Origin of the sequence: Peribacillus deserti (assembly GCF_002863585.1) — a bacterium.
GTDB lineage: Bacteria > Bacillota > Bacilli > Bacillales > DSM-1321 > Paraperibacillus > Paraperibacillus deserti_A.
The window spans coordinates 24,078-48,580 of the sequence record NZ_PGUY01000001.1; the positions used below are offsets into that span (position 1 = coordinate 24,078).

Here is a 24,503-nt window from a genome sequence, read left to right on the forward strand (position 1 = left end):
AGCTGCCAATAGATTAATGATTTTGAAAGTCTTCAATTCCTTCATCAAGGAACCGGTCGATAAGCTCCGAGGCAAAGCCCTTTCGGTATAACGCCTGTTTCATTTTTTGCCGATATTCAAATCCTGTGAACTTCTGATATCTCCTATGTGCTTTCATTCCTTGAACAAGTATTGCGTCCCACTCGTCATCTACATCTTTTTCAAAAGAAATCCCTCTGATTGCTTCCTGAATGATATCAGAGGAAAAACCTTTTCTCATTAGTGCCAGCTCCGTTTTCTGCCTGCTTTCACGTGCTGAGGAGCTTTTCGCCTGTTTAACTGTTTTTTCAGCCAGTTTCAGGGCGTTTTCCAGTTCCATTTCATAAGAATATTCCTTTAAGCCGGTTTGGATATTCTGCTCGGATATCCCCTTCTCCTTCAGCTCTTTATAAATGATCCCTTTGCCCTTTACACTGCTGTTCATTTGGGTACGGACATAAGCTATTGCAAATTGAGAATCATCCAAATAATTATATCCATACAGTTTATGGATCACTTCCTGGATAACATGGTCTCCATATTCCTTTTTCTTCAAAAGGGTCCTTATTTCCGTTTCAGTCCTCATCCGATGGGATAAATAATGAAGAGCCTGATTTAGTCCTTTTTGAATATCTTCTTGAAAACCAATCTCTATGAAATCGAACTCATTTATCTCTTTGCCTTTTTTTAAATCAAATTTAATGAGGACATCTTCATCAACGCTAAAAGCATATTCCTCGCCTTTTCCTTTATCGATAAAAATATTAAATCGGTCCGCCCGTTTTTTTTGAGCGGTTATCTTTGAAATACGGGCCACATACAACACCCCCATGTTCATAATGTACCATATTCTTAAAGGGTTTTCTTCTAGTAAGCACGAATAATCATTTCAGGAGGGATCATATGAACATTGTACTCGCTGGAGGAACTGGTTTCGTAGGCAGTCAGCTTATGCGTTTGCTGGTTAACGAAGGACATCAGCTTTATATTCTTACAAGAAATCCTCATCGATATAAGGAAGAAAAGTCCGTTGTATATATTCAATGGCTGAGCGGCCCCAACCGTCCTGAATTTAGCCTCCCACAGATCCATGCAATCATTAACTTGTCCGGTGAATCGTTAAATGCAGGTAGATGGACTCCGCAGCAAAAAAATAAAATTTTGGCCAGCAGGATTTCAACTACAAGGGAGATCAACCGTCTCATCAGTTTCATGAAAAAAAAGCCTGATGTTCTGATTAACGCAAGTGCGATCGGCTTCTATGGCACATCCTTGGACAACACCTTTGACGAAAGTACTACAGAAGCTGGATCCGACTTCCTTGCTCAAACAGTCTATCAATGGGAATCCGAGGCGCTAAAGGCTGAACAGTTTAAGGTCCGGACGGTCCTGGCCAGGTTTGGAATTGTATTAGGAAAAGATGCGGGTGCTTTGCCAAAAATGCTTCTTCCCTACAAACTATTATTTGGTGGAAAAATCGGCAGCGGTAAACAATGGATGTCATGGATCCATGCTGAAGATGCTGCCCGTGCTCTTTTATTTTTGTTATTACATAACGACATAAGCGGACCCGTCAATTTGACCGCACCAAACCCAGTCCGAATGGATGAATTCGGTCGAACAATAGGAAAGGCATTAAAAAGACCTCATTGGCTGCCAGTTCCCTCCGTTGCACTCAAACTGGGGTTAGGCGAAATGAGCATGCTTGTTCTTGAGGGTCAAAAAGCGGTACCTGAAAAATTATTATCTAAACACTTCACCTACCGCTTCCCAGAGCTTATGCAGGCACTTTGTGAAATTTTGAAGAAGTAATGAACATGTATGATTTTTTTAGCAGAGGGAAAAATGGGTATTATCACTTAAAAGGAGATGGTAATGATGGAAAAGAAACGCAATGATAAACAAAAAAGCTATTTAACCAGCATGCAGGAAGTTACCTACAAAAGAGAATTCAAAAAAGCTGACCGCGCTGCAGGTTTTACAAAATAACCTGTCTTATTTACCATACATAGAGAGTGGCCTTGAGGAAAATTCTATTAGAAGGAAGGTAAAAGCCTTCCAAGTCATCATCATTTGGAGGAGGCATTCTAATGGCACGTTCCCGAGGCCGTAACCATAGCAGAAACAAACAGAACTTACCGCTGACACCAAAAGAGCTCAAACACGACGGTATTGATGTGGAATTTTCTGAAAGCTTAGCCGACACAGATGATATGGAAGCTCAGGCCCGTTCTAAAGCAGCGGACCAGCGGGCAAAGCAAAAATGAGGCAAAACAAGTAACGAAGAGCAGGGTAGATCCCTGCTCTTTCTATCTTTAATCCGGATGAAAATTCTAAATCATCTGTTAATTTATCCACAAGGTAATTTGATATTTGTGGATAGACCCCTATTCATCTCGAGACTAAAGTTCCAGATAACAACTGTTATCCACAATACCCTCCCCTACCTTTTTGTGGATAATGTGAATAACCTGTTGATTACTTGATATTCAGGCACTGAGTCTGTGGATATCCCAGTGAATAACTTCCAACACCAGGGAGTCCCATTTTCCGTGATGAATCTTCCTTATAGACCATATATTTTTAAGATTCTCTAACCATTGCTAAACCGAAACAGAAACAAAGAACTCCTCGTATAGTGAGTGTACCGCTCTGTCTTCATCGACTTCTTTTACACCGAACATCATGCTGACCTCTGATGACCCTTGATTGATCATTTCAATATTTACTCCACAATGGGCTAGTGCCCTTGATGCTCTGGCAGTCGTACCCACATTATGGCGCATTCCCTCGCCAACGATCATGATAAGAGCTAAATTTCTTTCTATTTTCACTTCATCCGCTTCCAGCTCAGTGAAAACTCGATTCCTAATAGCCTCTTCCATTTCATTTCCAATTTCATTCTGGCGTAAAATAATCGAAATATCATCAATCCCTGAAGGAGAATGTTCATACGATAAATTAAAATCTTCAAGAATTTGAAGAAGTTTTCTCCCAAACCCCAGCTCACGATTCATTAAATACTTGCTCACGTATATGCTGCAAAATCCTTTAGCGCTGGCAATACCGATCACTGGTCCATTCGTAATAGTACGCTGGTTTACAATTTTTGTACCCGGAGCTGAAGGATTATTCGTATTTTTGATGTGAACAGGAATTCCCGCACGATAGGCAGGTATTAATGCTTCATCATGGAGAACACTAAATCCTGCATATGATAATTCTCTCATTTCCCTATATGTCAGCTCACGGATTTCTTTCGGGTTTCTTACAGTGATAGGATTTACTGAATAAACTGCGTCGACGTCCGTGAAATTTTCATATAGTTCAGCATGGATCGCATTTGCAAGAATTGAACCCGTTATATCTGAACCGCTTCTTGAAAAAGTCAGGATCTCCCCGCTTTTACTGTACCCAAAGAAGCCTGGGAAAACGAGAATTCCAGATTTTTCTTTCAAGGATGCAAGGTTTTCGTACGATTCAGCAAGCACCTGCGCATTACCCGGCTGGTCTGTTACAAACAGCCCTGCCTCCAAAGGATTTATGTAATGAGCCTCCTTACCCTTTGAATTAAAATAAGCAGCTAATAACCTTGCTGTATTGTCTTCTCCACCAGCCTTAACTCTATCCATATATTTCTTATTATTACTGATACTCATTGTAAGCCTGGCTATAATATCAGCACGTATGTCCGAGATGATATCTGTGTAAATTCCCAATTCAACGGCGATAGAATAAAACCTTCCCACTACCTGTTCGAGAAGTCCTTCGTTGATTTCACGGTATGTTAAATAATAATCCGCATTTTCAATAAGCAGGTCTGTAACTTTTTTATCCGATTTATGCCTTTTACCGGGAGCCGATACAACTATAATCTTTCGTGCCGCGTCAGATAAAACAATATGATATACCTTTTCAAATTGTTCCCCCGATGCCAATGAAGACCCGCCGAACTTAACAACTTTCATTTCTACAACTCCCTCCTGAATTATTCTGAAAATTATATTTAATTATAATCTTTTCAGGGGAAGAATCAAGGTAAAATTCCACTTCATGAATACAAATGTATCTTTCCTAACGACACAAGAGGAAATATCCCAATATTTAGGTGTTATTTCTTTATTAAACCGGGTAAAGATAAGCAGAGATAGAATTATACGTACAGGAGGAGAAAAAATGGTAATTGTTTATATAAGTCTGGCTGCCATTGTGCTATCGCTTGTGTTCCTTGGGGTTTATGCATTCAAAACGTTCAAAAGAGTTAAGCCGGCCATCAACTCTCTCTCAGAAACAGCTGCACGTCTTCAGCAGAAAACAGACACAATAAAAGTAGAGTCCACACAATTAACAGAAAATCAGCAGCAGCTTATGACCGATATCCAGGTAAAGAAGGAAGCTGTAACGTCTACGATCGAAAATGCAAAGCAGACACCTAAGCCGATCATTCAGCTATGGAAAAGATTCAAACCTGAATCTAAAGCAGATAAAAAGCCTAGCAGCAAAACGAAAAAGCTGCTAGCCAGCTACGGGCGGGGATAATCCCCCGCTTTTTTTGTTTGTAATATCATAAAAAATTTGTCAAATCTTATCGCTTCCCGTTAGTATTACGTTAAACTGCACAACTTGTCTCTTTTTTGTAACAAAAATAGCAATCCTCTGAAACATTCCTGTCACACAACATTGTTATTCTATTCCTACGAAACAAAGAAAAGGAGATTAGAAGTCTTGAAAAAAATATCTATCTTTGTAAGTATGATAATGATGTTGACATTTGGAGTCTCTGGAGTTGCTTCGGCTAGTTCTAATACATATTCAGTTAAATCAGGAGATACCCTTTGGGGAATCTCGAAAAAATACCATATATCTGTAGCGAAGCTAAAAAGCTTGAACAAACTATCTTCTGATCGAATCAAACCAAAACAAATCTTAAAACTATCTGCTGCCAAACCTGCTGTAAAAACAGCAAAAGCAGTATCAAAGGCAAAGCCAGCGCCAAAAGCAAAGGCACCTGCTTATAAAGAAATAACGGTTACCGCAACAGCTTACACAGCAAGCTGCGGAGGCTGCAGCGGAATCACAGCTACAGGCCTAAACCTAAAAAAGAACCCTAATGCTAAAGCTATTTCAGTGGATCCACGAATCATCCCGCTTGGCTCTAAAGTATATGTACCAGGCTATGGATATGCAGTAGCTGCCGACAAAGGAAGTGCGGTTAAAGGGAAAAAGATCGATGTCTTTATCTCAAGCAAATCAAAAGCCATTCAATGGGGAAGAAAAACAGTTAAGATTAAAGTAATGAAATAATAGAAATTGACGAACCAGCCTCCTTTACTGTAGGCTGGTTTTTTTATATGACTTGATTAATATTACGCGCGCAGATGGTAACATTGAGTGTTGTCTGCGGGAATCCTTCTTAATTTCCCCTCTAAAATATTCAAACGACTCATAATGTTGTTATCCCCATAAAAAAACGGCCCTTGTAAACTGCCAAATTTTATTTGCTAGAGTCTTTCTTATATTTAAGTACTTACTCTTTATTTAAAGGGTCACTCTTATAATTTATTTAGATTTTTAAAAACAGCTCTTAAAATGGCTGTCCGTTACCCATTTTATATGTGCTTTTGAATTCGTGTCTTCAACTAAAAAACCCCTACAATGAATGCACGTATAGAGATACTCTGAATTGACTCCAGGTATTTTGCTGTTGAACTAAGCGGATAAGATTACAAAGTTTACCTAATTTTACTTAATTTAGTTATACCAAGGGGAAATTGGGGACAGTCCCCTATTTCCCTTACCACACAAATAATCCCACCAGCATGGCGCTCAATAGTGATACGCCTATTCCGCTCACTAATAGTTTCCATACGTTTTTTCCGATGATTCCTGATTTTTCTTCGCTTAGTATGGAGTTGTAGGTTCCGTAAATCATGCCCACTGTGCTGAAGTTGGCGAATGAGGTCAGGAATGTTACCGCTACTGCGATAGTATGCTCGTCCAGGTCTTTAAGGCGGTCCTTGATATCCAGCATGGCTACAAATTCGTTTGTTGTAATCTTGATTCCCATTAATTGGGCGACATACAGGGCGTCGCTTCCTGATAATCCCAGCAGATATGCAAACGGACTGAAGATAATTGAGAAAATCTTTTGGATGGTCAGACCGTGTACAATGAAGCCTAAGATCCCATTTAGCGCTGCCGTTAATGCTACATAGCCGATCACCATCGCGGCAATAACGATTACCATGTTGATTCCAACCAGCATACTGTTGGAAATGGTGGAGAAGAAGTCTTTTCTTTCTTCTTTTGGCGGTACATATACAATATCTTCTTCCTTGCTGACATCCCCGGGATTAAGGATACTCGCTATTAGGAGTGCATTTAGGCAATTCAAAGGAATGGCCGCAAACACGTACTGGGCGGGAACCATGGACAGATAGGCTCCTATGATGGATCCGCTGATACTGCTCATACTCATGATTCCGAAAGTCAGCAGCCGGTGTTCTTTTAACACAGATAACTGCTGGCGGATAACAGCCAATGCTTCCGTGTTTCCAAGGAACATCATTTGAATGGAGAAGAAACTCTCAAGTTTGGGAAGTCCGGAAATCTTAGAAATGACCCAGCCTACTTTATCAATAAGCCAGGTTAATATGCCAAAATACGATAATATATCAAAGAATGTAATGATAAATATGATGGGCATTAAGGCACTGAAAAAGAAGTCTACATTTTCATTGGCCATAGCAGACGGGAAAACGAATGAAATCCCTTGAGAGGCACATGAAATCAGCCAGGTGAAAAATGCAGCGATTTGGTTAATAACCCAGCTTCCTACCCGGGTCCCCAGCATAAACCAGGTAATGAGAGCTTCTACTACAAGTAAAATAATGATGGATTTCCACTTTACTTTTTTCTTATTTGGCGAACAGAGAAATACTAAACCAAGAACGACAAATACACCTAACAAATTTAAAAGAAAGAACATGTGTGTGATCAACTCCTGAAGATTATTCTTTCCTACAAAAAAAGCTCTTATTCCCATACCTGCTGATTGGCAGAGCAATGAGAAGAAGAGCTTGATAAAGAGATTCGAATAATATACAAAGAACAAAGAAAAGGAATCTGCTTTTATTCTATAAATCCAGATAAATGAGAAATCCGCTACACAGGAACCGGATCAGCCCGCTGAAATTTTCAGAAACGTACTTAATGATTCACGCGGACCTATTTCTACTAATTCCTGTTTACGGTGCAATTCTCCGGTTCTAGCCATCCAGGGCTCTACACAAATGAAATCCTGGTCCGCTTCCGACCATAAATATATGTATTTAAATTCTGGACCGTATTGCATGGTTATATGTTTGTGTGTATCTGGCAGCTCAAAACCAATTTCTCGGTTGCTCGAATCAATCAAAGCCAATGATTCCTTTTTATCTGAAAGGTCTATTGATTCTGCAATAGAATGCGTATTCAAATCATTGTAGTCAAAATAGTGCTGTGCGTCGGTAGTATAATGTAAGTCTTTCTGCTTTGTCCAGAAATAAGGGTGAAATCCGGCGTAAATCGGCATGCTGTCGTCTGAATGATTAAGGTACTCCTGGGTGATCGTCAGTGTCCGGCCCTTGAGGGAGTAAGTGAACTCAAGCTCAAAATCAAACGGAAACGACTGCTTAGTATCTTCATTACTGCTTAGCTTCAAGGTCATCGAAACCCCATTGTCCGTGCTTGTCCGCACCACTTCCCAAGGATAGTTTCTGGCAACACCGTGATTTTTCATAGAATAGACCTGTCCGCCCCATTCATATTGACCATTGTTTAACTGTCCTGAAATCGGGAAAAGAATCGGAATCCCCCCTCTTACATTTGCATCTCTGTTATAGAAAGTTTCCTTATTGAGGAACAACAATTCTTCCCCATCCACGCCAAACCCGATAATAAGCCCTCCTCTTTCAGGCGCGACCTTCAGCCATGAATCTGACTCCATGTCTGTTAATTCATAGATTTTATATTCTCCATCTTCATATTGTTTAATTTGATACATATGTACACCATCCTTCCTTAGTTTGTTTGTTAGAAAAGAACCCCCGGGTTCCCTCTATGTGACTGAACCAACTATCTATTTAAACCAGCCTTTTTCTTTGGATTGGGTAATCGCTTCAATCCTATTCTTTACTTCCAGCTTATCCAGAATGGTTGAAATATAGTTGCGGACTGTTCCTGTTTTAATGCTCAGCTCATCTGCTATCTCTTTTGTATTCTTGCCGTCTGCTACTAATTCAAGAACTTCCTTCTCCCTGTCAGTCAAAGGGTTCTCTTCCCCATATACATCATCCATGAGTTCAGGGGCATAAATGCGTTTCCCCCCGACAATGGACCTTATCGAGCTTGCCAGCTCCTCACTTGGGCTGTCCTTCAATAAATACCCGCTCACACCTGCTTTAAGCGCACGCTGAAAATACCCTGATCTTGCAAATGTAGTAAGAATGATAACTCTGCATCCTGCGTCCTTAATTTCTTCAGCCGCTTCTAAACCAGTCTTTCCTGGCATTTCTATATCCATTATACATACGTCAGGCTTTAGTTTGTTCACGAGAGAAACGGCTTCTGCCCCGTTACTGGCTTTACCCACTACACTCATATCCTCTTCTAAATTCAGTAATGAACCTAACGCTCCCAGAAGCATTTGCTGATCTTCTGCAATCACTATGGTTATCATTCAAGTTCCTCCCTATCTATATGCTTTGAGTCATTCGGTACTTTTATGATTAGTGTTGTTCCCCCAGTCATCTGCATCTCAAGGCTGCCGTTAATAAATTCCAATCTTTCTTTCATGCCGATTAATCCGTATCCTTTTGCCAGCCCTTCATCTGGATTCTTGAATATTCCGTTATCTCTTACCGTAACCCGGATTTCATTCCATGCTTGTTCGATGGATACGAAGCAGGAAGTAGCACCGCTATGCTTGACTACATTATTGATAGCTTCTTTCAAACACATGCTGAGGATATTTTCCGTAAGTAATGTTGTCTTTGTCAGAGGGCGTTTCTGTTCGAGGACCAATTCAATCTCTGCCGCCTTTAGAATCTGCTGGATCCGTACGATTTCTTCTTTTAATCTGATTCCCCGCATTGCAGAAACCATTTTCCGAACCTCGTTCAAGGCCGTTCTAGCGGTCTGCTGTACATCCTTTAATTCTGTCCGTGCCTGCTCAGGATCTTTATATATTATTTTTCTTGCTAAATCACTTTTTAATCCTATGAGAGACAGTTTCTGGCCCAGAGTATCATGAAGATCCCGGGCAATCCTCTCGCGTTCCTCCAATTTTGAAAGCTCCGAAATACGCTTGTTCGCATCTTCAAGCTTTTCTTCCAGCTGCCCGCGCTCTTTACGGTTATGCAGAGTGAAAGGTAAAAGGATAACACTGATCCAAGCAACAATAACAAACGGAAGCTGTTTTAAAAAAAGATCATCCCGCAGTAGGATACTCGAGTTTATCGACACCGAGGTACTGATTAAATGAATAAAATAAAGAGTGAAAAAGGCGATGCGATCTTTTATGTTGCCGATAAAGTAAGCAAGGAAAAAAGCAAAATAGACATAGCTGAAAAGACTGGTAGAGGTTATGGAAATAGCGATCAAAATTAAAGTCCAAAGATAAACGGGCCACCCTTTAGATATGAAGGCAATCCGATAGAAAACAAAAAATAAAACTGTCAGTAAGATCCCCACAATAATTTTAATAGTTGAGGAAGATTGAAAGATAAAATAGAAAGGCAGTATGCATAATACAGTCCATAAATAAGGTGTAATCCCTGAAATTTTCTGAAACGCAAAATATTTTTTTAGCATGTTAGTACCTCATTTTCAAAATAAACTGTCCGGTAACTACAAAGTAATCTCTTACCCATAATAACATGTAATGGAGAAGGAATGTGCTGCTGTCCATTCTCTAAAGTAATCGGGAGTTATCAAAAAAACACGCTGGCAGCGTGTTTTCTAAGGGGTTGGTTTCATAATCATCCAGCTATGCAGTGAATGAATGGAAAAACCGTTATAGCTCTGTAACGGTTGATATTGATTCCGTACCATTTCTAATTGATTATCCATATAAGACTGATTGTAATCATAAAATGAGAGAAAGTTTCCTTCAGATGATTCAGCAGTTTCGATCCCTATTGAGACCTTTTTATTCCTTAGTGAGGCGTAATTCATTTCATTCTGCACAAGGCCGATAATTCCGTTTGGGCCCTCAGCCGCATTACGATAGGCCATGATCGTAACGGAATCGGTTTGATTAATGATCCATTCAGAAAGAATTCCTTTTCCATATTTGTTGCTGTATTTCCTTTCATCAAACCAGAAGGGGATGTCTAGAGCGAGGTTCAGCCCTAACTTCTTTGAGGATTGATAGGAGCTCATCACAACATTCTGATAAGCCAGGACTGTCTTGCCATACTGGCTGTCCCAGCCCTCATATAGGTAAGGTTCCACATCTAAGTGGACTCCAGAAAATTTTTCTTCTGGCAGTACATGGCTTTGATAGTCCTGAAGCCAATCAAAAAAGAGCTGCTGATAGACTCCGCCCCCGGGAGATACCCAGCCAGGAGCACCATCAAGGGCGTGCACTTTAATGTTTCTATTACTTGCTTGATGAATGAACTGTTTGTATGAATCTGGCCCTATGTCTCTATTAATTTGAAGAAATACATCTGTAACAAAATGGCTTTCGAGAAAATTCAGAAGTTCCTCTTCCCTTGTCTCAATTTGGTCTGTATCCCATAACCAGGTAGACCGGGGTTCTATAGTTTCTTCAGCTGATGCTTTTTGTTTGCTCATCGGATACATCCCACCTGCCAGCAGCATTATCATACCAGTCATTAGAAAAAGCTTCTTCAATTTTTTTCCTCCTTCACTGAATAGCCACTTCCTTCAGTAAAAGGAGAATGGCGGCTTGGCAGCCATACAGCAATTGCTGCTTAGGCCCATAGCTTTGCGTCCTGGTCTTTCGACAAGTATGCCTTTTTCATTTGTTCTTTGTATTTATTATCGGCCGTTCCAGAAAGATTTGAAGAAAAAAACAAGGTCACCTGCCCCTTGTCCAGTCGCAATTATATAATGGAAGTATCTTTGTCCACGCCTTTCCCCAGTTCAGCAAGGTCCATTTCTGCCCTATCCAGTTTTGCCCTCTCATCTTCCTGGACGTTCAGCGTTTCTTTAAGCTGGAACAGAAGGGTTTCGTGAATGTTCTTTAATGATGTAACACTGAGAGGTACCTCATCAGAAACTCCACCCCTTTTTTGCGCATCTGACGACTGAAGCTGTCTTAGCATGTTTACCGCTGTAGAAATCTGGTTTTTCCACAGTGGGATTACTGTCATGATGGAGGATTGCACCTTCTCCGCCAGTACTTGATTGGAGTGCTGAATCATACGGATTTGTGCCGCACTCTGCAGGGAGAGCTCCCGGCTGATTTTTAAATCGTAAAGACGTTTATCCAGCAGCTCCGCAAATTGGTGAAAATCGCTGATTTCCTGCTTCTTAATTGGATGGTCCGCATTGCCTGCTGAAGACTGAAGATCAGGGATCGTTTTCTGCAGCAAATCTTTCAGTTTGGTTTCACCGGCGGTAATATAGGCGTCCAAATGGTGAAAGTAAACCAGATTGCTCTCATACAGCTTTTCTAGATCCGTAAAATCCATTAACAGAATCTCTTTGCTGCGATCAAGCTTAATGCTTAGCCGGTCAATGGCTGCGCCTGCTTTTTGAAAGCGGGACAACACCTCCTGAATGGGACGGGGCTTCCTGCCCAGCAGGCGGCCGAACACAGAAGGACGTGAAAGCTTCAGTTCCTCCGGATCCACCTCACTCAGTTTTTTCATCAGCTCAAGTATTATATCGCCTATTTCCCCGACATCTTTCTTTTGAACATTTTTTAGCATCGCATTGGAAATCTGCACTAATTTTGACTGTACGGTAAGGCCGAATGAAAGGATGCTCTGGTGATTCCGTATCTCAATCTGACTTTCGAGATCATCGGGATCAGCCTTTTGAATATAACCGAATTCGGATGGCATAGCTTTGCTATCCCGGGTCAGCCCTTCCGCAGGAAAAAGGAGCTTGTATCTGCCGTCCAAGTAATCACCCGCTTTCTCCTTCATCAAGGTGTTTCATGAGCTGTTTTCATTGTCTGCTTGGCCACATCTAACTCGAATTGAAGCTGATTAACATCATTAGCAAGAATTTGATATAAATCTTTTTCAATCGATTCGCTAAGGACATCAATTGTCCGTCTTGTTTCAATAAGAGATTGCTCTATTTCAGCACTCTTTACAGGCTGTGCAGCTAAAAAGTTATATTTCTCTGTCAGTTCAACCGCAGAATCCAGATGTGAGAAATAGAATTCATTGGCAAGATAAAAACGTTTTGGTTCTTTTTTTGTAAGGCTGTAAATTTTTCTGGTTACCCGAATCAAGTCCATTCTTTGTTTAATAGAGGAGATATGACGGTTCAGCACCAGAGCTTTATTCAAACGAAAAATTTTCCGTTTTGCTTCCTCAAGGTTTTTTTCAATATACTTATATTCTTTCCTGGTGAGTCCGTGTTTTCTTAGAAAGCGTATTTTCATTACAGCCGCGCTTAAGAAATAAACCGCAATTCCGAGGATAAGTGATATGGCAAAGGACAAAAGAAAGGTCTGTTCAAAAGCAAAAAAACTGAGTAGCAGCCCTGCGGCCCCAGTCGGAAGAGCAAGAAACAGTGCAGCGAATAAAGTGAAAATCCTGTTCATATAATCGACTCCTATCGTAAGACTCTTTTCATATCATACGTTGCAATACGATAATGGTTTCATATCAGTACATATAAAACATAAGGAAAATCCTGTATATTCTTAAGATACACTAAATTAGCCTGCTTTTCTATAGACCCTGATATGTAAATATGCTAAGACTTGAGGCTTATTTTCTCGACAACATCATTTCTCAAACTTAATGGGTAGATTTGATTCAGCCAGACGTCTGTCACTATATTTTTAAATCAATCGATGATTCTTATTGGTACTAAAGGGGGCTTTTCTTGCAAAAAAAAAGCATAACCTATGGATATGCTTTCTCATTTAAGGAATGTATTGTTCAGAAATCTTAATAATCGTGCCATTCTTCACTTCAATATGAAAAGGGATATCACGGTAACGTGATTTTTTCATCTCTTTCTTAAAGGTAGAAAGAGAGATTCTTTGTTTCTTAATATCATACGTTTTTTCTATCTGGTAAGTTACCATGGTAATCACTGCATTTTTCGCAACCGGAAGAGTCCTGATCTTTGGATTCACGTTTCGGATATAATAGTCATCCACCGCATAGCATTTGCCTCTGTCCCAGTAGCAGGCCTTATCCTTGTAAGCTTCCTTATTCGCACGCTCTCCCCTGAACCATTGAATATAGTCCGCTTTCACATACACTCCCTTGCTGTTGGTTCCAACTGAATTAAAGTAAGTGGTTTGTTTATCGATAGAAGCTGCAGCTGAAGTAACGGCTGGAACGAGAAGACCTGCTAATAATAGGAATGCACTAAGCCATTTTTTCAAATTTCCTCCTCCTAGTATCTGACTAATATCAGTATATGATTCTAGTAAAAACAGTCATTCCTCTATTTTCTAATTACCCCAATTTTCCCAAAATACTCTTACCTATATGGACGTTTCGGAATGAATTAAGTTTCAAGAATCCCGAAATTTTGTTGGAAATTTTTTAATCCTTAGGCAGCATCCCTGCATAAACTTTTATATACATCTGTATTCAGCCGTGATGTTTCTTCTAAATTCGACATAAAATGTAGAAACAAATTATAAAATACGACCTTTTTTCACATAATAAGGAAAAAAGCAGAGGTGAATACTGTGGGCTTGTTTAGTAAATTCTCTGAATGGAACCATGCAAGACAGGAGAAGTTTTTATCTGAAATGGAAGCCTTAGGCTCTTGTCCTGACTGCCGGGGACGCGGCTTTAATTCTTATACTCCGAACGAATTTTATTATTCGAATGTATATGACTGCCCTGGGTGCAATGGCAGCGGCTTATATTCGGACTGGGCTGAATCCCAGGCAGAAATGTAGCAAAGGCGTTATTCCAAGGCCCCTCCTTCTTTGCAGGAGGGGCTTTAAATGTTTTTCTTTTGCTTGATCATGAAATATATAAGAGAATAGTTACAGGCAGGAAAAGGTCTTTATAAAATGGAGGTTAGATTACATGATTGGATTTATCGGTCTCGGCATTATGGGAAGCCGAATGGCAAATAATCTACTGAAGAGTGGCTATGAGGTCATCCTGCATAATCGTTCTAAGGCTAAAGCAGATCATCTATTAAAGGAAGGCGCGATTTGGGCCGAATCCCCCCGGCAGGTCGCACAGCAGGCAGATATCATTTTTACCATGCTGGCTAATCCTCAGGTAGTGGAATCTGTTGCCCTTGGGAAAGATGGGTTTTTGGAGGAATTTCCTGCAGGCAGGCTGTGGGTGGATTGCAGCACAGTAGATCCATCCTTCACACGAAAAATGGGGGAGGAAGCATTGAGACGCGACATCCGTTTTCTAGATGCCCCCGTCGCTGGATCTAAAATCCCAGCTGAAAAGGGAGAACTAGTCTTCCTTGTCGGTGGTGATGAAAAAGACTTGGAAGAAGCAAGGCCAATGATGGAAGTAATGGGAAAAGCCATTCAGCATCAAGGGGAAAACGGGAAAGGCTCTTCTATGAAATTAGTGGTTAATCTTATGCTTGCCCAATCAATGGCAGCTTTTTCAGAAGCCATTACACTGGGACAATCTATGGGTCTGGAAAAAGAGACGGTCATGAATACCCTGCTTGGCGGTGTAACCGCAGCACCATTCCTAAACAGCAAGAGAGACAAGCTCCTGCATGGTAACTATGAAGCGGAATTCCCGCTTGAACATCTGCAAAAAGACTTGCAGCTCGTGTCTCAGGCAGCCTACGAACATAACGTTTCCCTTCCCATCGCAAATGTCACAAAGGAAATTTACGGCTTAGCTAAACAATTTGGATACAGCAAAGAAGACTTTTCAGTGATCTATAAATTTTTATCTGCTAGAATGTAACGAAAAAAACCAGAGAGCGTCAGCTCTCTGGTTCTTCGTTATACAAGCTTTCGGTCCCAATGGCGGTGGACCGCAATGGCTTCAGTGAAGTCTTCCGCAAACTGAGACATATTTTCTCCTGTAACTACTCCGGGATAATTGTCCAATTGATTCTCCTCTATCCAGGATATACCTTCATGAGTAGCCCCTAAAGGTTTATAATGAGAAAAGGCTTCATTAATAAAGTAAGCTGTCTGCTGTTTGGATTCGGCGCTTCCCGCACTGCCTCCGGCAGCATAAAGAGCGTCGAATAACACAGAATCGGCTGTTAAAAATGTATGGACAGCTTCAAGCTCCGTATCATCCGCACCCTTTATACTTCCCAGATGACCGCTGATTACTTCCGTCTGAATGCCAGCCGAGTTCAGTGCGTTAAGCACTGCTAAAACCTCGGATCCATTAAAGCCCTCGCCGATAATGACTCCGGCCTTTCGTGTGATTGGAGATTTCACAGTATTTAGCTGACTGAGCGCTGGTGATGACTTTGTTACCCGGGAACCTTCACCTGCTGGAGGCGCTGCGCCAATAGCCTCTGCAAAGCTAGATGCTAATTCAAGACTAACGTTTGCAAACATATCGACTACTTGCTGCTGAACAGATTTACTCTTTACCTTTCCTAGTTCAAAGCTGAATGCTTTAATAATATGTTGCTTCTCAGGCTCACTCATACTGTTCCAGAACATTGTGGCTTGAGAAAAGAAGTCCCTAAAGCTTTCACTTCGGCTTCGGATTTTACGGCCCTCTATCTTTTCTTGATAATGGACATAACCCCCCTCTGCTTCACTGGCTGGAGCGGGGGTATTATTTGCGAGAGAATTTTTGTGATAGCTGACCTGTCCCCGGTTTATCGTTTGGCGGCCGTATCCGTCACGCTGATTATTGTGAAATGGACATACCGGCCTGTTGATCGGAAGCTCATGGAAGTTTGGTCCTCCCAGACGGATGAGCTGAGTGTCCGTGTAGGAGAATAAACGGCCCTGCAATAGCGGGTCATTCGTAAAGTCAATTCCCGGTACAACCTGCCCTGCATGGAATGCTGCCTGCTCTGTTTCAGCAAATACGTTATCCACATTACGGTTTAACGTCATTTTTCCTATGATTTTTACTGGTATATCTTCCTCAGGCCATAGCTTTGTCGGATCTAGAATGTCGAAGTCAAACTTAAATTCATCCTCTTCGGCGAGAAGCTGGACCCCTAGTTCGTATTCAGGGAAATTTCCCATTTCAATTGATTCCCACAAATCCCTGCGGTGAAAATCGGGATCTTTCCCGGCAATTTTTTGAGCTTCATCCCATACAAGGGAATGCGTCCCTAGAAGCGGCTTCCAATGGAACTTCACAAATGTAGCTTTCCCCTGCTCATTTACGAAACGGAATGTGTGAACACCAAAACCTTCCATCATCCGGAAGCTCCTTGGGATCGCCCGATCGGACATCGCCCACATCACCATATGGGCGGACTCCTGATTATTGGCTATAAAATCCCAAAAAGTGTCATGTGCCGATTGAGCCTGTGGAATTTCATTATGAGGCTCAGGCTTCAGCGCGTGTACAAGATCAGGAAACTTGATTGCATCCTGGATAAAAAATACTGGTATATTATTTCCAACTAAATCATAGTTCCCTTCCTGTGTATAAAACTTCGTGGCAAATCCTCGCGCATCCCTAACAGTCTCAGCCGATCCCCTTGAACCGGCTACCGTTGAGAACCGGACAAAAACAGGAGTCTTAACAGATGGATCCTGAAGGAAATGTGCCTTAGTATATTCCTTCATGGATTCATAAACCTGAAACTCCCCATGTGCAGCAAAACCGCGTGCATGTACAATCCGTTCAGGGATTCTCTCATGATCAAAGTGGGTCATCTTTTCGCGGAAGTGAAAATCCTCCATGATAGTAGGGCCCCGTTCTCCAGCTTTTAAAGAAAACTCGTCCTCCGACACTTTTACCCCCTGGTTCGTTGTCAACGTTTTACCGTTATCATTCACCCTGAATGTATCCAACTGTTCATTTTTCCTATTTTCGTTAGCCACTCTGTCATCCCCTCATACAATTCTATGTAAAATCTATATATTGTTCGTACCCTTGAGGGAATGAAATCAAACTGCTCTTTTTTTAACATTCAGACAAAAGAATCTATCAGCGGGTTATGCCATACAAAACAGAAGAATGGCACTAAGTATCAACATACAATGAAACGTTAAACCGGGTTGATAGTTTAAGAGAGTTAGGGTTCAGGCTCACCCAGGAACTAAAGTATCAACAACACATGACAAACAGAAAAGGCCGATTTGTTGAATGATTTTATAAAATTGTGCTTTTTTTACTTTTTTATGATTTTCCTTAAAAGAGAAAGTCGAAAGCGAGCTCGGCCGCCTCCAAGGAAAGGGGCTAAGCCACGTTTGAACGGATTTTAATCACCCGCTGGAAATTCACGCTTATGTTTTGGAGTTTTACGCTTACGTTTTGGAGTTTTATGCTTATGTTTTGGAGTTTTATGCTTATGTTTTAGTGGTTTATGATTATGTGCGGCGGCCGTTTGCTTATTTGAAGGGGGATATGATTATTTCAAGGCAGTTATGCTTCTCTTCAGGCAGATATGCTTATCCTGGAGTTATGCTTATCCTGGGGTTATGCTTTTCATCTGGCAGTTACGCTCCTCCTGAAGATGTTATGTTTTTCTTCAGACCTTGATCCTCTTCGTGATGTTATGCTTTACTTCCCACAAGTCATGCCTCTCTTTAAGCAGCCATATTTTTCTTCAGGCAGCGTTTGTTTATGTCAGGGCGATATTTTTATTATATCTAGTCAGCCCCTCCTTGAGCCTCCGGACATGATTGCTAGAAAAGGACCTCATACATGAGGCCCGGCAGTAATGATTATGGATCTGCTCTATAAAGCTCTAGCTGTTTTAACTTAGTAATTTGAGCCTGAGTATCTGTTCTATATCGATCCTCCAGCAGTTCCCATAATTGCTCTTGCTTTTCATCAAAGGATATAGGAAGGTCCTTTATTAAGGTACGGCAGGATGCCAAAAAAGCGGTGTACGGTTCCCATGATGCATCAAACTGCTCATCCAGTTCTCTTTTCAGTTTCCGGGTGAGCTTTGGACTGGAACCGTTTGAAGTAACGGCCACCTGCAGATGTCCCCGTCTGACAGTAGCCGGGAAGGTAACGTTCCCTAGTCCTGATTCATCCACTACACAAACCAGCTGATTAGGGGGGAGAGAGCTCGCTAGGGCCGCATTTGCACTGCGGTCATTTGTTGCCAGTATAACAAGCATAGCCTGCTCAAAGTCAGCAGGATCCGCTTTACGCTGGATCAGTGTATAGCCATTTTCGAGTGATAGTTCCAGCACTTCTTCTGAAAACTCGGGTGCAATAAATGTGATGTCAGGCTTTTCGTGCTGAATGACACTTGCTTTTCTTGCAGCAATGCGTCCGCCTCCCGCAATGACAACTTTTTTTCCAGACAAATCAATGATCAGCGGCTGCATATAATGCTCCCCCCTTGTGGAACAGTACGATCAACCACAATATCCAGAATGGCTTGATGCCGGCTAAGCTGGCCTGTGTGATGAATATCCTGGCCCTTCCTCTGCCTCTTTCTTACTTCTGTATTTATTTCACTTAAAAGCAGACCCGAGAACAGCAGGTATGGGACCACGATAACCCTTCCATGGTGTTCTATGCTTATTCTCTCTATTCCATCCCGAAATGAAGGCTCTGCCGCTGCCAAGTAGCACACCCGGGTTTCTTTTACTCCGAGCCTGTCCTGCACTCCGCTAGCAATCCTTTCAAAGCTTTGATGAATAGCCGGGTCGCTGCTTCCTCTGCCGACAATCAGGATAGAATCCGTCGGGGAAACACTGACAGCTGAAGCTAGGACCAGTTCGCAAATACCGTCCAGTATACGATCCTGAACTCCAAAAGGGTCTGTCATCTTAACGGGGACATCAGGATACTTTTCGATAAGGGGAGCCAAGGCTTCCGGTATATCACTCTTAATATGGCCGGCAGCCAAAAGGAAAAGCGGTACAACAGTTATATGTTCTGCACCTCTTTTAATACAGCGTTCAAAGCCTTCCGCTATAAAAGGAGGTGTCAATTCCAAGAAACACATCTCTTGAATAGGAGCAGCTGCCTGTTCCATGACTTTCAGTATAAACTGCTTTGCCTCTGCAGCCCCTTGGGGTGACCGCGTACCATGGCCTACATAAAGAATTGCTCTCAAGGACTGGCTCCTCCTTTCATTACCCGTGAATAACCGGCAGATGTGGTACGATTTCTTCATCAAACCAGTGCAATTTATCATGGAGGCGGACAACCTCACCAATGACCATCATACTTGGATTTGTTATGTTCGCCTCTTTAATTTTCGATTCAATAGTTTCAAGAGTACCTGCAACCACCCGCTGGCTGCCAAGTGTTCCCCAGTGGACCATGGCGATTGGTGTTTGTGCCGGTTTCCCATTTAGAAGCAGATTTTGAATAATGTTAGGCAGATGGGAAACTCCCATGTATACACATATGGTATCAACAGCATGAGCTAAGTGAGCCCATTGGTGTTCCGCTTCCTCATCACCTGCTTGATGCCCGGTTACAAACGCAAAGCTTTTGCTTAGCGTCCTGTGAGTAACTGGAATGCCGGCATAAGCCGGTGCAGCAATACCTGCTGTAATTCCAGGAATAATTTCAAAATCTACATCATTATTCCTGCATTCCTCCGCTTCCTCGCCTCCGCGCCCAAACACGAAAGGATCTCCACCTTTTAGGCGCACAACATTAAAACCTTTTTTGGCATATTTAACAAGAAAAGAATTGATCGTCTCCTGCTTCATCGTATGATAATGTGGGAGCTTTCCGCAATAAATCAGCTGGGCTTCTTTTTTCGCATGCTTAAGCAGATCAGGATTAACCAGGCGGTCATACAGGATCACATCAGCCTCCTGTAGACAGCGAAGCCCTTTTACGGTAATTAATTCCGGGTCCCCTGGTCCTGCACCCACTAAATAGACTTTACCAGCCATCGAGATTAGCCACCCTTTCTAGTATGCATCAAGGGATATCACAGCCTCTTAACAAAGAAGCGGTGATATCCCTTTAGTCGTTTTATTTATGATTCTTAGTATACAGTAATACAGCCTATGAATCACCCTAAAACAGCCGTCTTATGACTGGCAGGTTCAGGCATATTCTAGCAGCCTCCTGTTTACCACCGAGTTTATCAAGTAAGTATATTAGCAGTCTTGCTGTCTTCGAAAATCTTCTGTTTGCGAAGGTAGTCAGCAATCGCAATTACAGCCTGCTCAATAGTCAGCTGATCTGAACGCAATGTAATTTCAGGATTTTCCGGAGCTTCGTAAGGTGAATCAATTCCAGTAAAATCCTTAATTTCACCCCTGCGCGCCTTAGCATAGAGCTGCTTCGGATCGCGTCTTTCGCATTCGTCTAATGGGCAGTCGACGAACACTTCAATAAATTCCCCTTTTCCAAAGAGGGCTCTCACTTGGTCCCGGTCTGAACGGAATGGAGAGATAAAAGCGGTTGTCACTACTTTGCCGCTGTCGACAAACAGCTTGGCCACTTCACCGATGCGCCGGATATTTTCTGTCCGGTCAGCGTCTGAAAATCCAAGATCCTTATTCAGCCCGTGCCTTATATTATCACCATCAAGTACATACTCATTAATTCCCTGCTGGTACATATAGCTTGAAAATGCATTCGCAATTGTTGACTTCCCTGAACCCGATAGTCCAGTAAACCATAATACGCAGCTGCCGTGCCCATTCTGAGTACGGCGGTCTTCTTTAGTAATTGAGGCTTCGTGCCATGTTATATTGGTTGCCTTTGTCATCACGATCCTCCTAAACGGTTGCTTTATCCTTTAATCCCTTTATCAATACTTCGACTACTTCCTTACGGCTGAATGTGGATGGCGGCAGTTCCCCGGCACGAAGCAATTCGCGCACCTTTGTTCCAGATAAAATTACACGGTCCTCTTTGCCATGCGGACACGTTTTATCAGAAGCCATACCCTCGCAGGCATTGCAGTAGAAGCTGTGTTCAAAGAATAGTGGTTTTATTCCCAGTTCTTCTTCTGTAAAATTACTGAATATATACTGAGCATCATATGTTCCGTAGTAATCCCCTACACCAGCGTGGTCACGGCCGACGATGAAGTGAGTACAGCCGAAGTTTTTACGGGCAATAGCATGGAAAATGGCTTCCCTTGGCCCTGCATATCTCATAGCAGCCGGATAGACTCCGAGCTGGACTCTTTCCTTTGGATAATAATTGTCAAGAAGAACACGGTAGCTTTCCAGTCTGATATCTGCTGGTATATCATCTGATTTAGTTTCACCAACCAGCGGATTCAGGAAAAGCCCGTCAACGGTTTCAAGCGCTGCTTTTTGGATGTATTCATGAGCACGGTGAACAGGGTTTCTCGTTTGGAATCCAACTACGGTTTTCCAGCCCTTTTCTTCGAATAACGCACGAGTCTTCTCAGGCTCGAACCAGACATCACTTGCTACACCCTTGTCAGACTTTTTAATAAGAGTAACTTTCCCTGCAACATAGACATTTCCTCTTTCAAACAGGCGTTTTACTCCCGGATGAGCCAGCTCTTCCGTTTTATATACTTCACGTGCCTCTTTGCTGAGGTCTGGCTCGTATAGTTCCGAAATGGTAATTACACCCACTGCTTCTCCCTCATATGAAAGTTTGACTGTTTCTCCGACTTCAAGCCCCGAAGCTGTTTCAGCTGAAACTGGAAGTGTAACTGGGATCGACCACACAGTGCCGTTTGCTAGTCTCATAGTCTCTACCACAGATTCATAATCCTGACTGCCGAGAAATCCTTCAAGCGGACTGAACAAACCTACACCTATCAGCTCCAGATCACTATAAGCGATATTATCAATTGCAACTTCCTTTTGAACTACTGCTAAATTATATGAAGGATTATAGGCAGAAACCAGCTTTCCTCCATGAGGGTTTGGCAATGACATGAATAATCAACCTTTCTTTTGTAAAAAAATTTTTAGTGTTCCTCAGAAAGAAGGATCTTCCCGGATTTAGCAGGCTTTCTCATTAAAAACTTTATGCCGAATACCGAGATAAGGACACCAATCATGATGATGATAGGATATATATTTTTTTCAATGACTACCTGAATGATGGTGAACGAAAGTACCATCGATAAAACTGGTGATACAATCCATACCGCTAACAGCTTGATTACGATATCTTTTTTTAGAACTTCTTTACCATGCTTAGCAAAACCGATGCCGACTATTGAAGAGGTTGTTATTTGGGTTAAAGGGACAGGAATTCCAAAGATTGAAGCAGCTGTGACAATACCTGCTCCTGTACCTGAAATAATACATCCTTCTTCAAGCCGGAGAGTTGTAATCTTCTTACCGTTGGTTTCAAGAACTTTTCTGCCGAGAAAAATGGCACCCAAGGAAACAAATAATCCTCCCCATAAAATTCCGCTGTTTGTGGAAATTAAATTTGCACCTACGAGCGGACCTACAGCATTTGCAACATTATTCATCCCTGCAGAAAATGCCTCAAACAAACCCATCAGGACTACAAGCACGGAAAGAAAGCGCGCCGCCTTTGGTGCTTCAATCCAGGTTTTAACGAAACGGCTTTTTAAGAGGGCCGCGGCCAGAATAGCAATAAAAAATGCTAAAATTGGCGTGAGCAGCCAAAACATGAAAATCCAAACGAGTTTACTTGCGTAAACAGACTGATAAACCATTCCGGCTCCTATTACGGAACCAACCGTTACTTCACTGGTTGACAGCGGAATGCCGAAGATATTGGCTAAAAATAAGGAGAGAGCTGCAGCCGTTAGTACGATGAGGGCAATGGCCGTTGTAAACGTCTGTTTCGGGACAATACCATTCCCAATCGTTTTTACGACTTCGCCGCCTCCGAGCCATGCCCCAAAGAAAACGGCTATGCCGCATAGGAGCAATGCAGTCAGAGGCTTTTTAATAACCCCCGCTCCATAGGAAATTCCCATGGAAGCCGCTGCACCGCTGGCCCCAATATTCATCGCAAAAAATAACCCAACGGCAACAGCAAAGATTATCAGCATAACTTCAACTCCCTTATCTAGTATGCAGGCCGCATTCGGTTTTGCCGGTTCCAGTCCAGCGTCCTGCCCTGCTGTCTCCATCTTCAAGGACAGCCTGGGTGCAAGGGAAACAGCCTATGCTCGGATACCCATGGTCATGCAGAGTGTTATATGGCAGATCTCTTTCTCTGATATACTCCCAGACTTCATCCCATGTCCAGTGAATGAGCGGGCAGATTTTGACATTATTGAACTTGGTGTCCTCATTAAGGAATTCAGTTGCAGCCCTAGTTGGGGACTGCTCTCTCCGAAGACCGGATATCCAGGCTTCTTTTGCAGATAGGGTTTCCCTTAACGGAATCACTTTGCGGATATTGCAGCAGCTGTTAGGCTCGCGTTTCCAAAGAGCGGTTCCATGCTGATCCGCCTGCTCATCCAGAGTTAATGCGGGTTGTTTCCGCTCAATCTGTAAGGTTGGGAATCGAGCTTCTATTTTATCAATCACTTCATATGTTTCCGGGAAGTGAAGACCAGTATCGAGAAATACAATATGGGCGTAAGGATTTACCTGGTAAATTAGATCAATCAAAACAATAGCTTCCGCTCCAAAACTAGAAGCATACACAATCTTATCTGAATCATAATGGCTGTAAGCCCATTCCAAGACATTTCTTGCACCTTTAGTTTCATTATTAATCTCAAAGCTTTGGGCTTTTGTCTGCAGTTCATTTAATGCCGGAACTGTCATATTCGCTGTGCTCCTTCCGTTTAGGATGCCTTTTTTGCTGCATCCTTTTCACTGGTAATTATAAAAAAGGCAGTCCTCTCCCCTATCAGGTAAAGACCGCCTCTAGTTTGTCTAGTCAGCTGGTTTTATTCGGTTGAAGACGGACTTTCTCGTTTTTCTCAATTTGAATGACTTTGCCATCTTGTACCACTAGCGTGATGGAACCGTATTTCACTTCTGCAAGCATTCGCTCGATATGAGCTGCTAATTCCTGCCATTCAGATGGTTTCAGATTGGTACGCCTCCTTTTTAACAAAAAGCTTAGAAAGCACTGCCTTGTGGCGGGAAATCGGGGAACTCCGGGCAGCACCTTATCCCTTCAGATACATCTAGTATCCTACTAAAATCAGCTTCCCTGCTAAATAGCCATCGTGCTTCACCAGGCTATTTCCCCAGCCTGTCACGATAAGAATATGAAAAATTTAAGTTGATTTTTATGCTTTAATTTTATAGT

The 24,503-nt window shown here is 42.1% G+C and carries 26 protein-coding genes and 1 riboswitch; of the genes, 7 read left to right on the forward strand and 19 right to left on the reverse strand.

Annotated elements, in window-relative coordinates; all coding sequences use genetic code 11:
* Positions 1-13: 13 nt before the first annotated feature.
* Positions 14-835, reverse strand: a complete 822-nt coding sequence (recX, locus tag CUU66_RS00125) for a recombination regulator RecX (RefSeq protein ID WP_101639653.1) — start codon at positions 833-835, stop codon at positions 14-16.
* An 86-nt stretch (positions 836-921) separates the two neighbouring features.
* On the opposite strand from recX, the gene CUU66_RS00130 reads away from it, so the two are divergent.
* The 3 genes from CUU66_RS00130 to CUU66_RS00140 all read left to right on the forward strand — a co-directional run bounded on the left by CUU66_RS00130 (position 922) and on the right by CUU66_RS00140 (position 2,285).
* On the forward strand, positions 922-1,830 hold the full coding sequence (locus tag CUU66_RS00130) for a TIGR01777 family oxidoreductase (RefSeq protein WP_101639654.1): 909 nt from the start codon (positions 922-924) through the stop codon (positions 1,828-1,830).
* A 66-nt stretch (positions 1,831-1,896) separates the two neighbouring features.
* Positions 1,897-2,007, forward strand: a complete 111-nt coding sequence (locus CUU66_RS00135; protein ID WP_180955090.1) for a YfhE family protein — start codon at positions 1,897-1,899, stop codon at positions 2,005-2,007.
* Between the two features lie 101 nt (positions 2,008-2,108).
* Complete coding sequence (locus tag CUU66_RS00140) at positions 2,109-2,285, forward strand: YfhD family protein (protein WP_101639656.1); 177 nt, start codon at positions 2,109-2,111, stop codon at positions 2,283-2,285.
* Between the two features lie 336 nt (positions 2,286-2,621).
* Here the strand turns inward: CUU66_RS00140 and CUU66_RS00145 are convergent, their stop codons facing one another.
* Positions 2,622-3,986 carry an aspartate kinase gene (locus CUU66_RS00145; protein ID WP_101639657.1) on the reverse strand — a complete coding sequence of 455 codons (1,365 nt, stop codon included), beginning with the start codon at positions 3,984-3,986 and terminating at the stop codon, positions 2,622-2,624.
* A gap of 208 nt (positions 3,987-4,194) precedes the next feature.
* Between CUU66_RS00145 and CUU66_RS00150 the strand changes: the two genes are divergently transcribed.
* Both CUU66_RS00150 and CUU66_RS00155 read left to right on the forward strand, forming a co-directional pair.
* Positions 4,195-4,557, forward strand: a complete 363-nt coding sequence (locus tag CUU66_RS00150) for a DUF948 domain-containing protein (RefSeq protein ID WP_180955091.1) — start codon at positions 4,195-4,197, stop codon at positions 4,555-4,557.
* Between the two features lie 186 nt (positions 4,558-4,743).
* A complete protein-coding gene (locus tag CUU66_RS00155) occupies positions 4,744-5,322 on the forward strand; it encodes a 3D domain-containing protein (RefSeq protein ID WP_101639659.1) in 579 nt (192 codons plus the stop codon).
* Positions 5,323-5,812: 490 nt separating this feature from the next.
* On the opposite strand, the gene CUU66_RS00160 is transcribed toward CUU66_RS00155, so the two are convergent.
* The 8 genes from CUU66_RS00160 to CUU66_RS00195 form a co-directional block, all read right to left on the reverse strand.
* Positions 5,813-7,006, reverse strand: coding sequence for a nucleoside transporter C-terminal domain-containing protein (locus tag CUU66_RS00160; RefSeq protein ID WP_101639660.1), 1,194 nt, complete (start codon positions 7,004-7,006; stop codon positions 5,813-5,815).
* 192 nt (positions 7,007-7,198) lie between these two features.
* Positions 7,199-8,062: an aldose epimerase family protein gene (locus CUU66_RS00165; protein WP_101639661.1), complete on the reverse strand. Its 864-nt coding sequence runs from the start codon at positions 8,060-8,062 to the stop codon at positions 7,199-7,201.
* 75 nt (positions 8,063-8,137) lie between these two features.
* Positions 8,138-8,737 carry a response regulator transcription factor gene (locus tag CUU66_RS00170; RefSeq protein WP_101639662.1) on the reverse strand — a complete coding sequence of 200 codons (600 nt, stop codon included), beginning with the start codon at positions 8,735-8,737 and terminating at the stop codon, positions 8,138-8,140.
* Positions 8,734-9,870, reverse strand: a complete 1,137-nt coding sequence (locus CUU66_RS00175; RefSeq protein ID WP_101639663.1) for a sensor histidine kinase — start codon at positions 9,868-9,870, stop codon at positions 8,734-8,736. Before CUU66_RS00175 ends, CUU66_RS00170 begins: the two co-directional genes overlap by 4 nt.
* Before the next feature lie 147 nt (positions 9,871-10,017).
* Complete coding sequence (locus CUU66_RS00180) at positions 10,018-10,917, reverse strand: amidase (protein ID WP_101639664.1); 900 nt, start codon at positions 10,915-10,917, stop codon at positions 10,018-10,020.
* A 46-nt stretch (positions 10,918-10,963) separates the two neighbouring features.
* Positions 10,964-11,050: riboswitch (cyclic di-GMP riboswitch) on the reverse strand.
* Positions 11,051-11,129: 79 nt separating this feature from the next.
* On the reverse strand, positions 11,130-12,179 hold the full coding sequence (locus CUU66_RS00185; protein WP_101639665.1) for a toxic anion resistance protein: 1,050 nt from the start codon (positions 12,177-12,179) through the stop codon (positions 11,130-11,132).
* Entirely contained in the window at positions 12,179-12,808 is a 630-nt protein-coding gene (locus CUU66_RS00190; RefSeq protein WP_101639666.1) for a 5-bromo-4-chloroindolyl phosphate hydrolysis family protein, read from the reverse strand. Before CUU66_RS00190 ends, CUU66_RS00185 begins: the two co-directional genes overlap by 1 nt.
* Before the next feature lie 327 nt (positions 12,809-13,135).
* Entirely contained in the window at positions 13,136-13,606 is a 471-nt protein-coding gene (locus CUU66_RS00195) for a hypothetical protein (RefSeq protein ID WP_101639667.1), read from the reverse strand.
* A gap of 312 nt (positions 13,607-13,918) precedes the next feature.
* Here CUU66_RS00195 and CUU66_RS00200 point away from each other — a divergent pair, with 312 nt between their 5' ends.
* A complete protein-coding gene (locus CUU66_RS00200; RefSeq protein ID WP_101639668.1) occupies positions 13,919-14,134 on the forward strand; it encodes a methionine aminopeptidase in 216 nt (71 codons plus the stop codon).
* 133 nt (positions 14,135-14,267) lie between these two features.
* A complete protein-coding gene (locus CUU66_RS00205) occupies positions 14,268-15,131 on the forward strand; it encodes an NAD(P)-dependent oxidoreductase (RefSeq protein ID WP_101639669.1) in 864 nt (287 codons plus the stop codon).
* 38 nt (positions 15,132-15,169) lie between these two features.
* Here the strand turns inward: CUU66_RS00205 and CUU66_RS00210 are convergent, their stop codons facing one another.
* From CUU66_RS00210 to CUU66_RS00255, 9 genes are all read right to left on the reverse strand, one after another.
* Positions 15,170-17,203 carry a catalase gene (locus CUU66_RS00210; RefSeq protein WP_101639670.1) on the reverse strand — a complete coding sequence of 678 codons (2,034 nt, stop codon included), beginning with the start codon at positions 17,201-17,203 and terminating at the stop codon, positions 15,170-15,172.
* 846 nt (positions 17,204-18,049) lie between these two features.
* Entirely contained in the window at positions 18,050-18,667 is a 618-nt protein-coding gene (locus tag CUU66_RS00220; protein WP_101639672.1) for a precorrin-2 dehydrogenase/sirohydrochlorin ferrochelatase family protein, read from the reverse strand.
* Positions 18,655-19,404, reverse strand: coding sequence for a sirohydrochlorin chelatase (locus CUU66_RS00225; protein WP_101639673.1), 750 nt, complete (start codon positions 19,402-19,404; stop codon positions 18,655-18,657). Before CUU66_RS00225 ends, CUU66_RS00220 begins: the two co-directional genes overlap by 13 nt.
* A gap of 19 nt (positions 19,405-19,423) precedes the next feature.
* A complete protein-coding gene (gene cobA, locus CUU66_RS00230; RefSeq protein ID WP_101639674.1) occupies positions 19,424-20,200 on the reverse strand; it encodes a uroporphyrinogen-III C-methyltransferase in 777 nt (258 codons plus the stop codon).
* Between the two features lie 197 nt (positions 20,201-20,397).
* The gene (cysC, locus tag CUU66_RS00235; protein WP_101639675.1) at positions 20,398-21,027 is read right to left on the reverse strand and encodes an adenylyl-sulfate kinase; all 630 of its coding nucleotides are present in this window, start codon (positions 21,025-21,027) and stop codon (positions 20,398-20,400) included.
* Positions 21,028-21,037: 10 nt separating this feature from the next.
* The gene (gene sat / locus CUU66_RS00240) at positions 21,038-22,183 is read right to left on the reverse strand and encodes a sulfate adenylyltransferase (RefSeq protein WP_101639676.1); all 1,146 of its coding nucleotides are present in this window, start codon (positions 22,181-22,183) and stop codon (positions 21,038-21,040) included.
* Positions 22,184-22,215: 32 nt separating this feature from the next.
* Positions 22,216-23,283, reverse strand: coding sequence for an inorganic phosphate transporter (locus CUU66_RS00245; protein ID WP_101639677.1), 1,068 nt, complete (start codon positions 23,281-23,283; stop codon positions 22,216-22,218).
* 13 nt (positions 23,284-23,296) lie between these two features.
* A complete protein-coding gene (locus CUU66_RS00250) occupies positions 23,297-24,010 on the reverse strand; it encodes a phosphoadenylyl-sulfate reductase (RefSeq protein WP_101639678.1) in 714 nt (237 codons plus the stop codon).
* A 115-nt stretch (positions 24,011-24,125) separates the two neighbouring features.
* Positions 24,126-24,281 carry a YezD family protein gene (locus tag CUU66_RS00255; RefSeq protein WP_142383683.1) on the reverse strand — a complete coding sequence of 52 codons (156 nt, stop codon included), beginning with the start codon at positions 24,279-24,281 and terminating at the stop codon, positions 24,126-24,128.
* Between the last annotated feature and the right edge of the window lie 222 nt (positions 24,282-24,503).

Coding starts and splice junctions, on each gene's coding strand:
- CUU66_RS00205 (WP_101639669.1), top strand. CDS start 14,268: ATGATTGGATTTATCGGTCTCGGCATTATGGGAAGCCGAATGGCAAAT.
- cysC (WP_101639675.1), bottom strand. CDS start 21,027: ATGACAAAGGCAACCAATATAACATGGCACGAAGCCTCAATTACTAAA.
- CUU66_RS00250 (WP_101639678.1), bottom strand. CDS start 24,010: ATGACAGTTCCGGCATTAAATGAACTGCAGACAAAAGCCCAAAGCTTT.
- CUU66_RS00175 (WP_101639663.1), bottom strand. CDS start 9,870: ATGCTAAAAAAATATTTTGCGTTTCAGAAAATTTCAGGGATTACACCT.
- CUU66_RS00145 (WP_101639657.1), bottom strand. CDS start 3,986: ATGAAAGTTGTTAAGTTCGGCGGGTCTTCATTGGCATCGGGGGAACAA.
- CUU66_RS00130 (WP_101639654.1), top strand. CDS start 922: ATGAACATTGTACTCGCTGGAGGAACTGGTTTCGTAGGCAGTCAGCTT.
- CUU66_RS00135 (WP_180955090.1), top strand. CDS start 1,897: ATGGAAAAGAAACGCAATGATAAACAAAAAAGCTATTTAACCAGCATG.
- CUU66_RS00190 (WP_101639666.1), bottom strand. CDS start 12,808: ATGAACAGGATTTTCACTTTATTCGCTGCACTGTTTCTTGCTCTTCCG.
- CUU66_RS00160 (WP_101639660.1), bottom strand. CDS start 7,006: ATGTTCTTTCTTTTAAATTTGTTAGGTGTATTTGTCGTTCTTGGTTTA.
- CUU66_RS00150 (WP_180955091.1), top strand. CDS start 4,195: ATGGTAATTGTTTATATAAGTCTGGCTGCCATTGTGCTATCGCTTGTG.
- CUU66_RS00245 (WP_101639677.1), bottom strand. CDS start 23,283: ATGCTGATAATCTTTGCTGTTGCCGTTGGGTTATTTTTTGCGATGAAT.
- CUU66_RS00170 (WP_101639662.1), bottom strand. CDS start 8,737: ATGATAACCATAGTGATTGCAGAAGATCAGCAAATGCTTCTGGGAGCG.
- cobA (WP_101639674.1), bottom strand. CDS start 20,200: ATGGCTGGTAAAGTCTATTTAGTGGGTGCAGGACCAGGGGACCCGGAA.
- CUU66_RS00185 (WP_101639665.1), bottom strand. CDS start 12,179: ATGAAGGAGAAAGCGGGTGATTACTTGGACGGCAGATACAAGCTCCTT.
- CUU66_RS00140 (WP_101639656.1), top strand. CDS start 2,109: ATGGCACGTTCCCGAGGCCGTAACCATAGCAGAAACAAACAGAACTTA.
- sat (WP_101639676.1), bottom strand. CDS start 22,183: ATGTCATTGCCAAACCCTCATGGAGGAAAGCTGGTTTCTGCCTATAAT.
- CUU66_RS00220 (WP_101639672.1), bottom strand. CDS start 18,667: ATGCAGCCGCTGATCATTGATTTGTCTGGAAAAAAAGTTGTCATTGCG.
- CUU66_RS00165 (WP_101639661.1), bottom strand. CDS start 8,062: ATGTATCAAATTAAACAATATGAAGATGGAGAATATAAAATCTATGAA.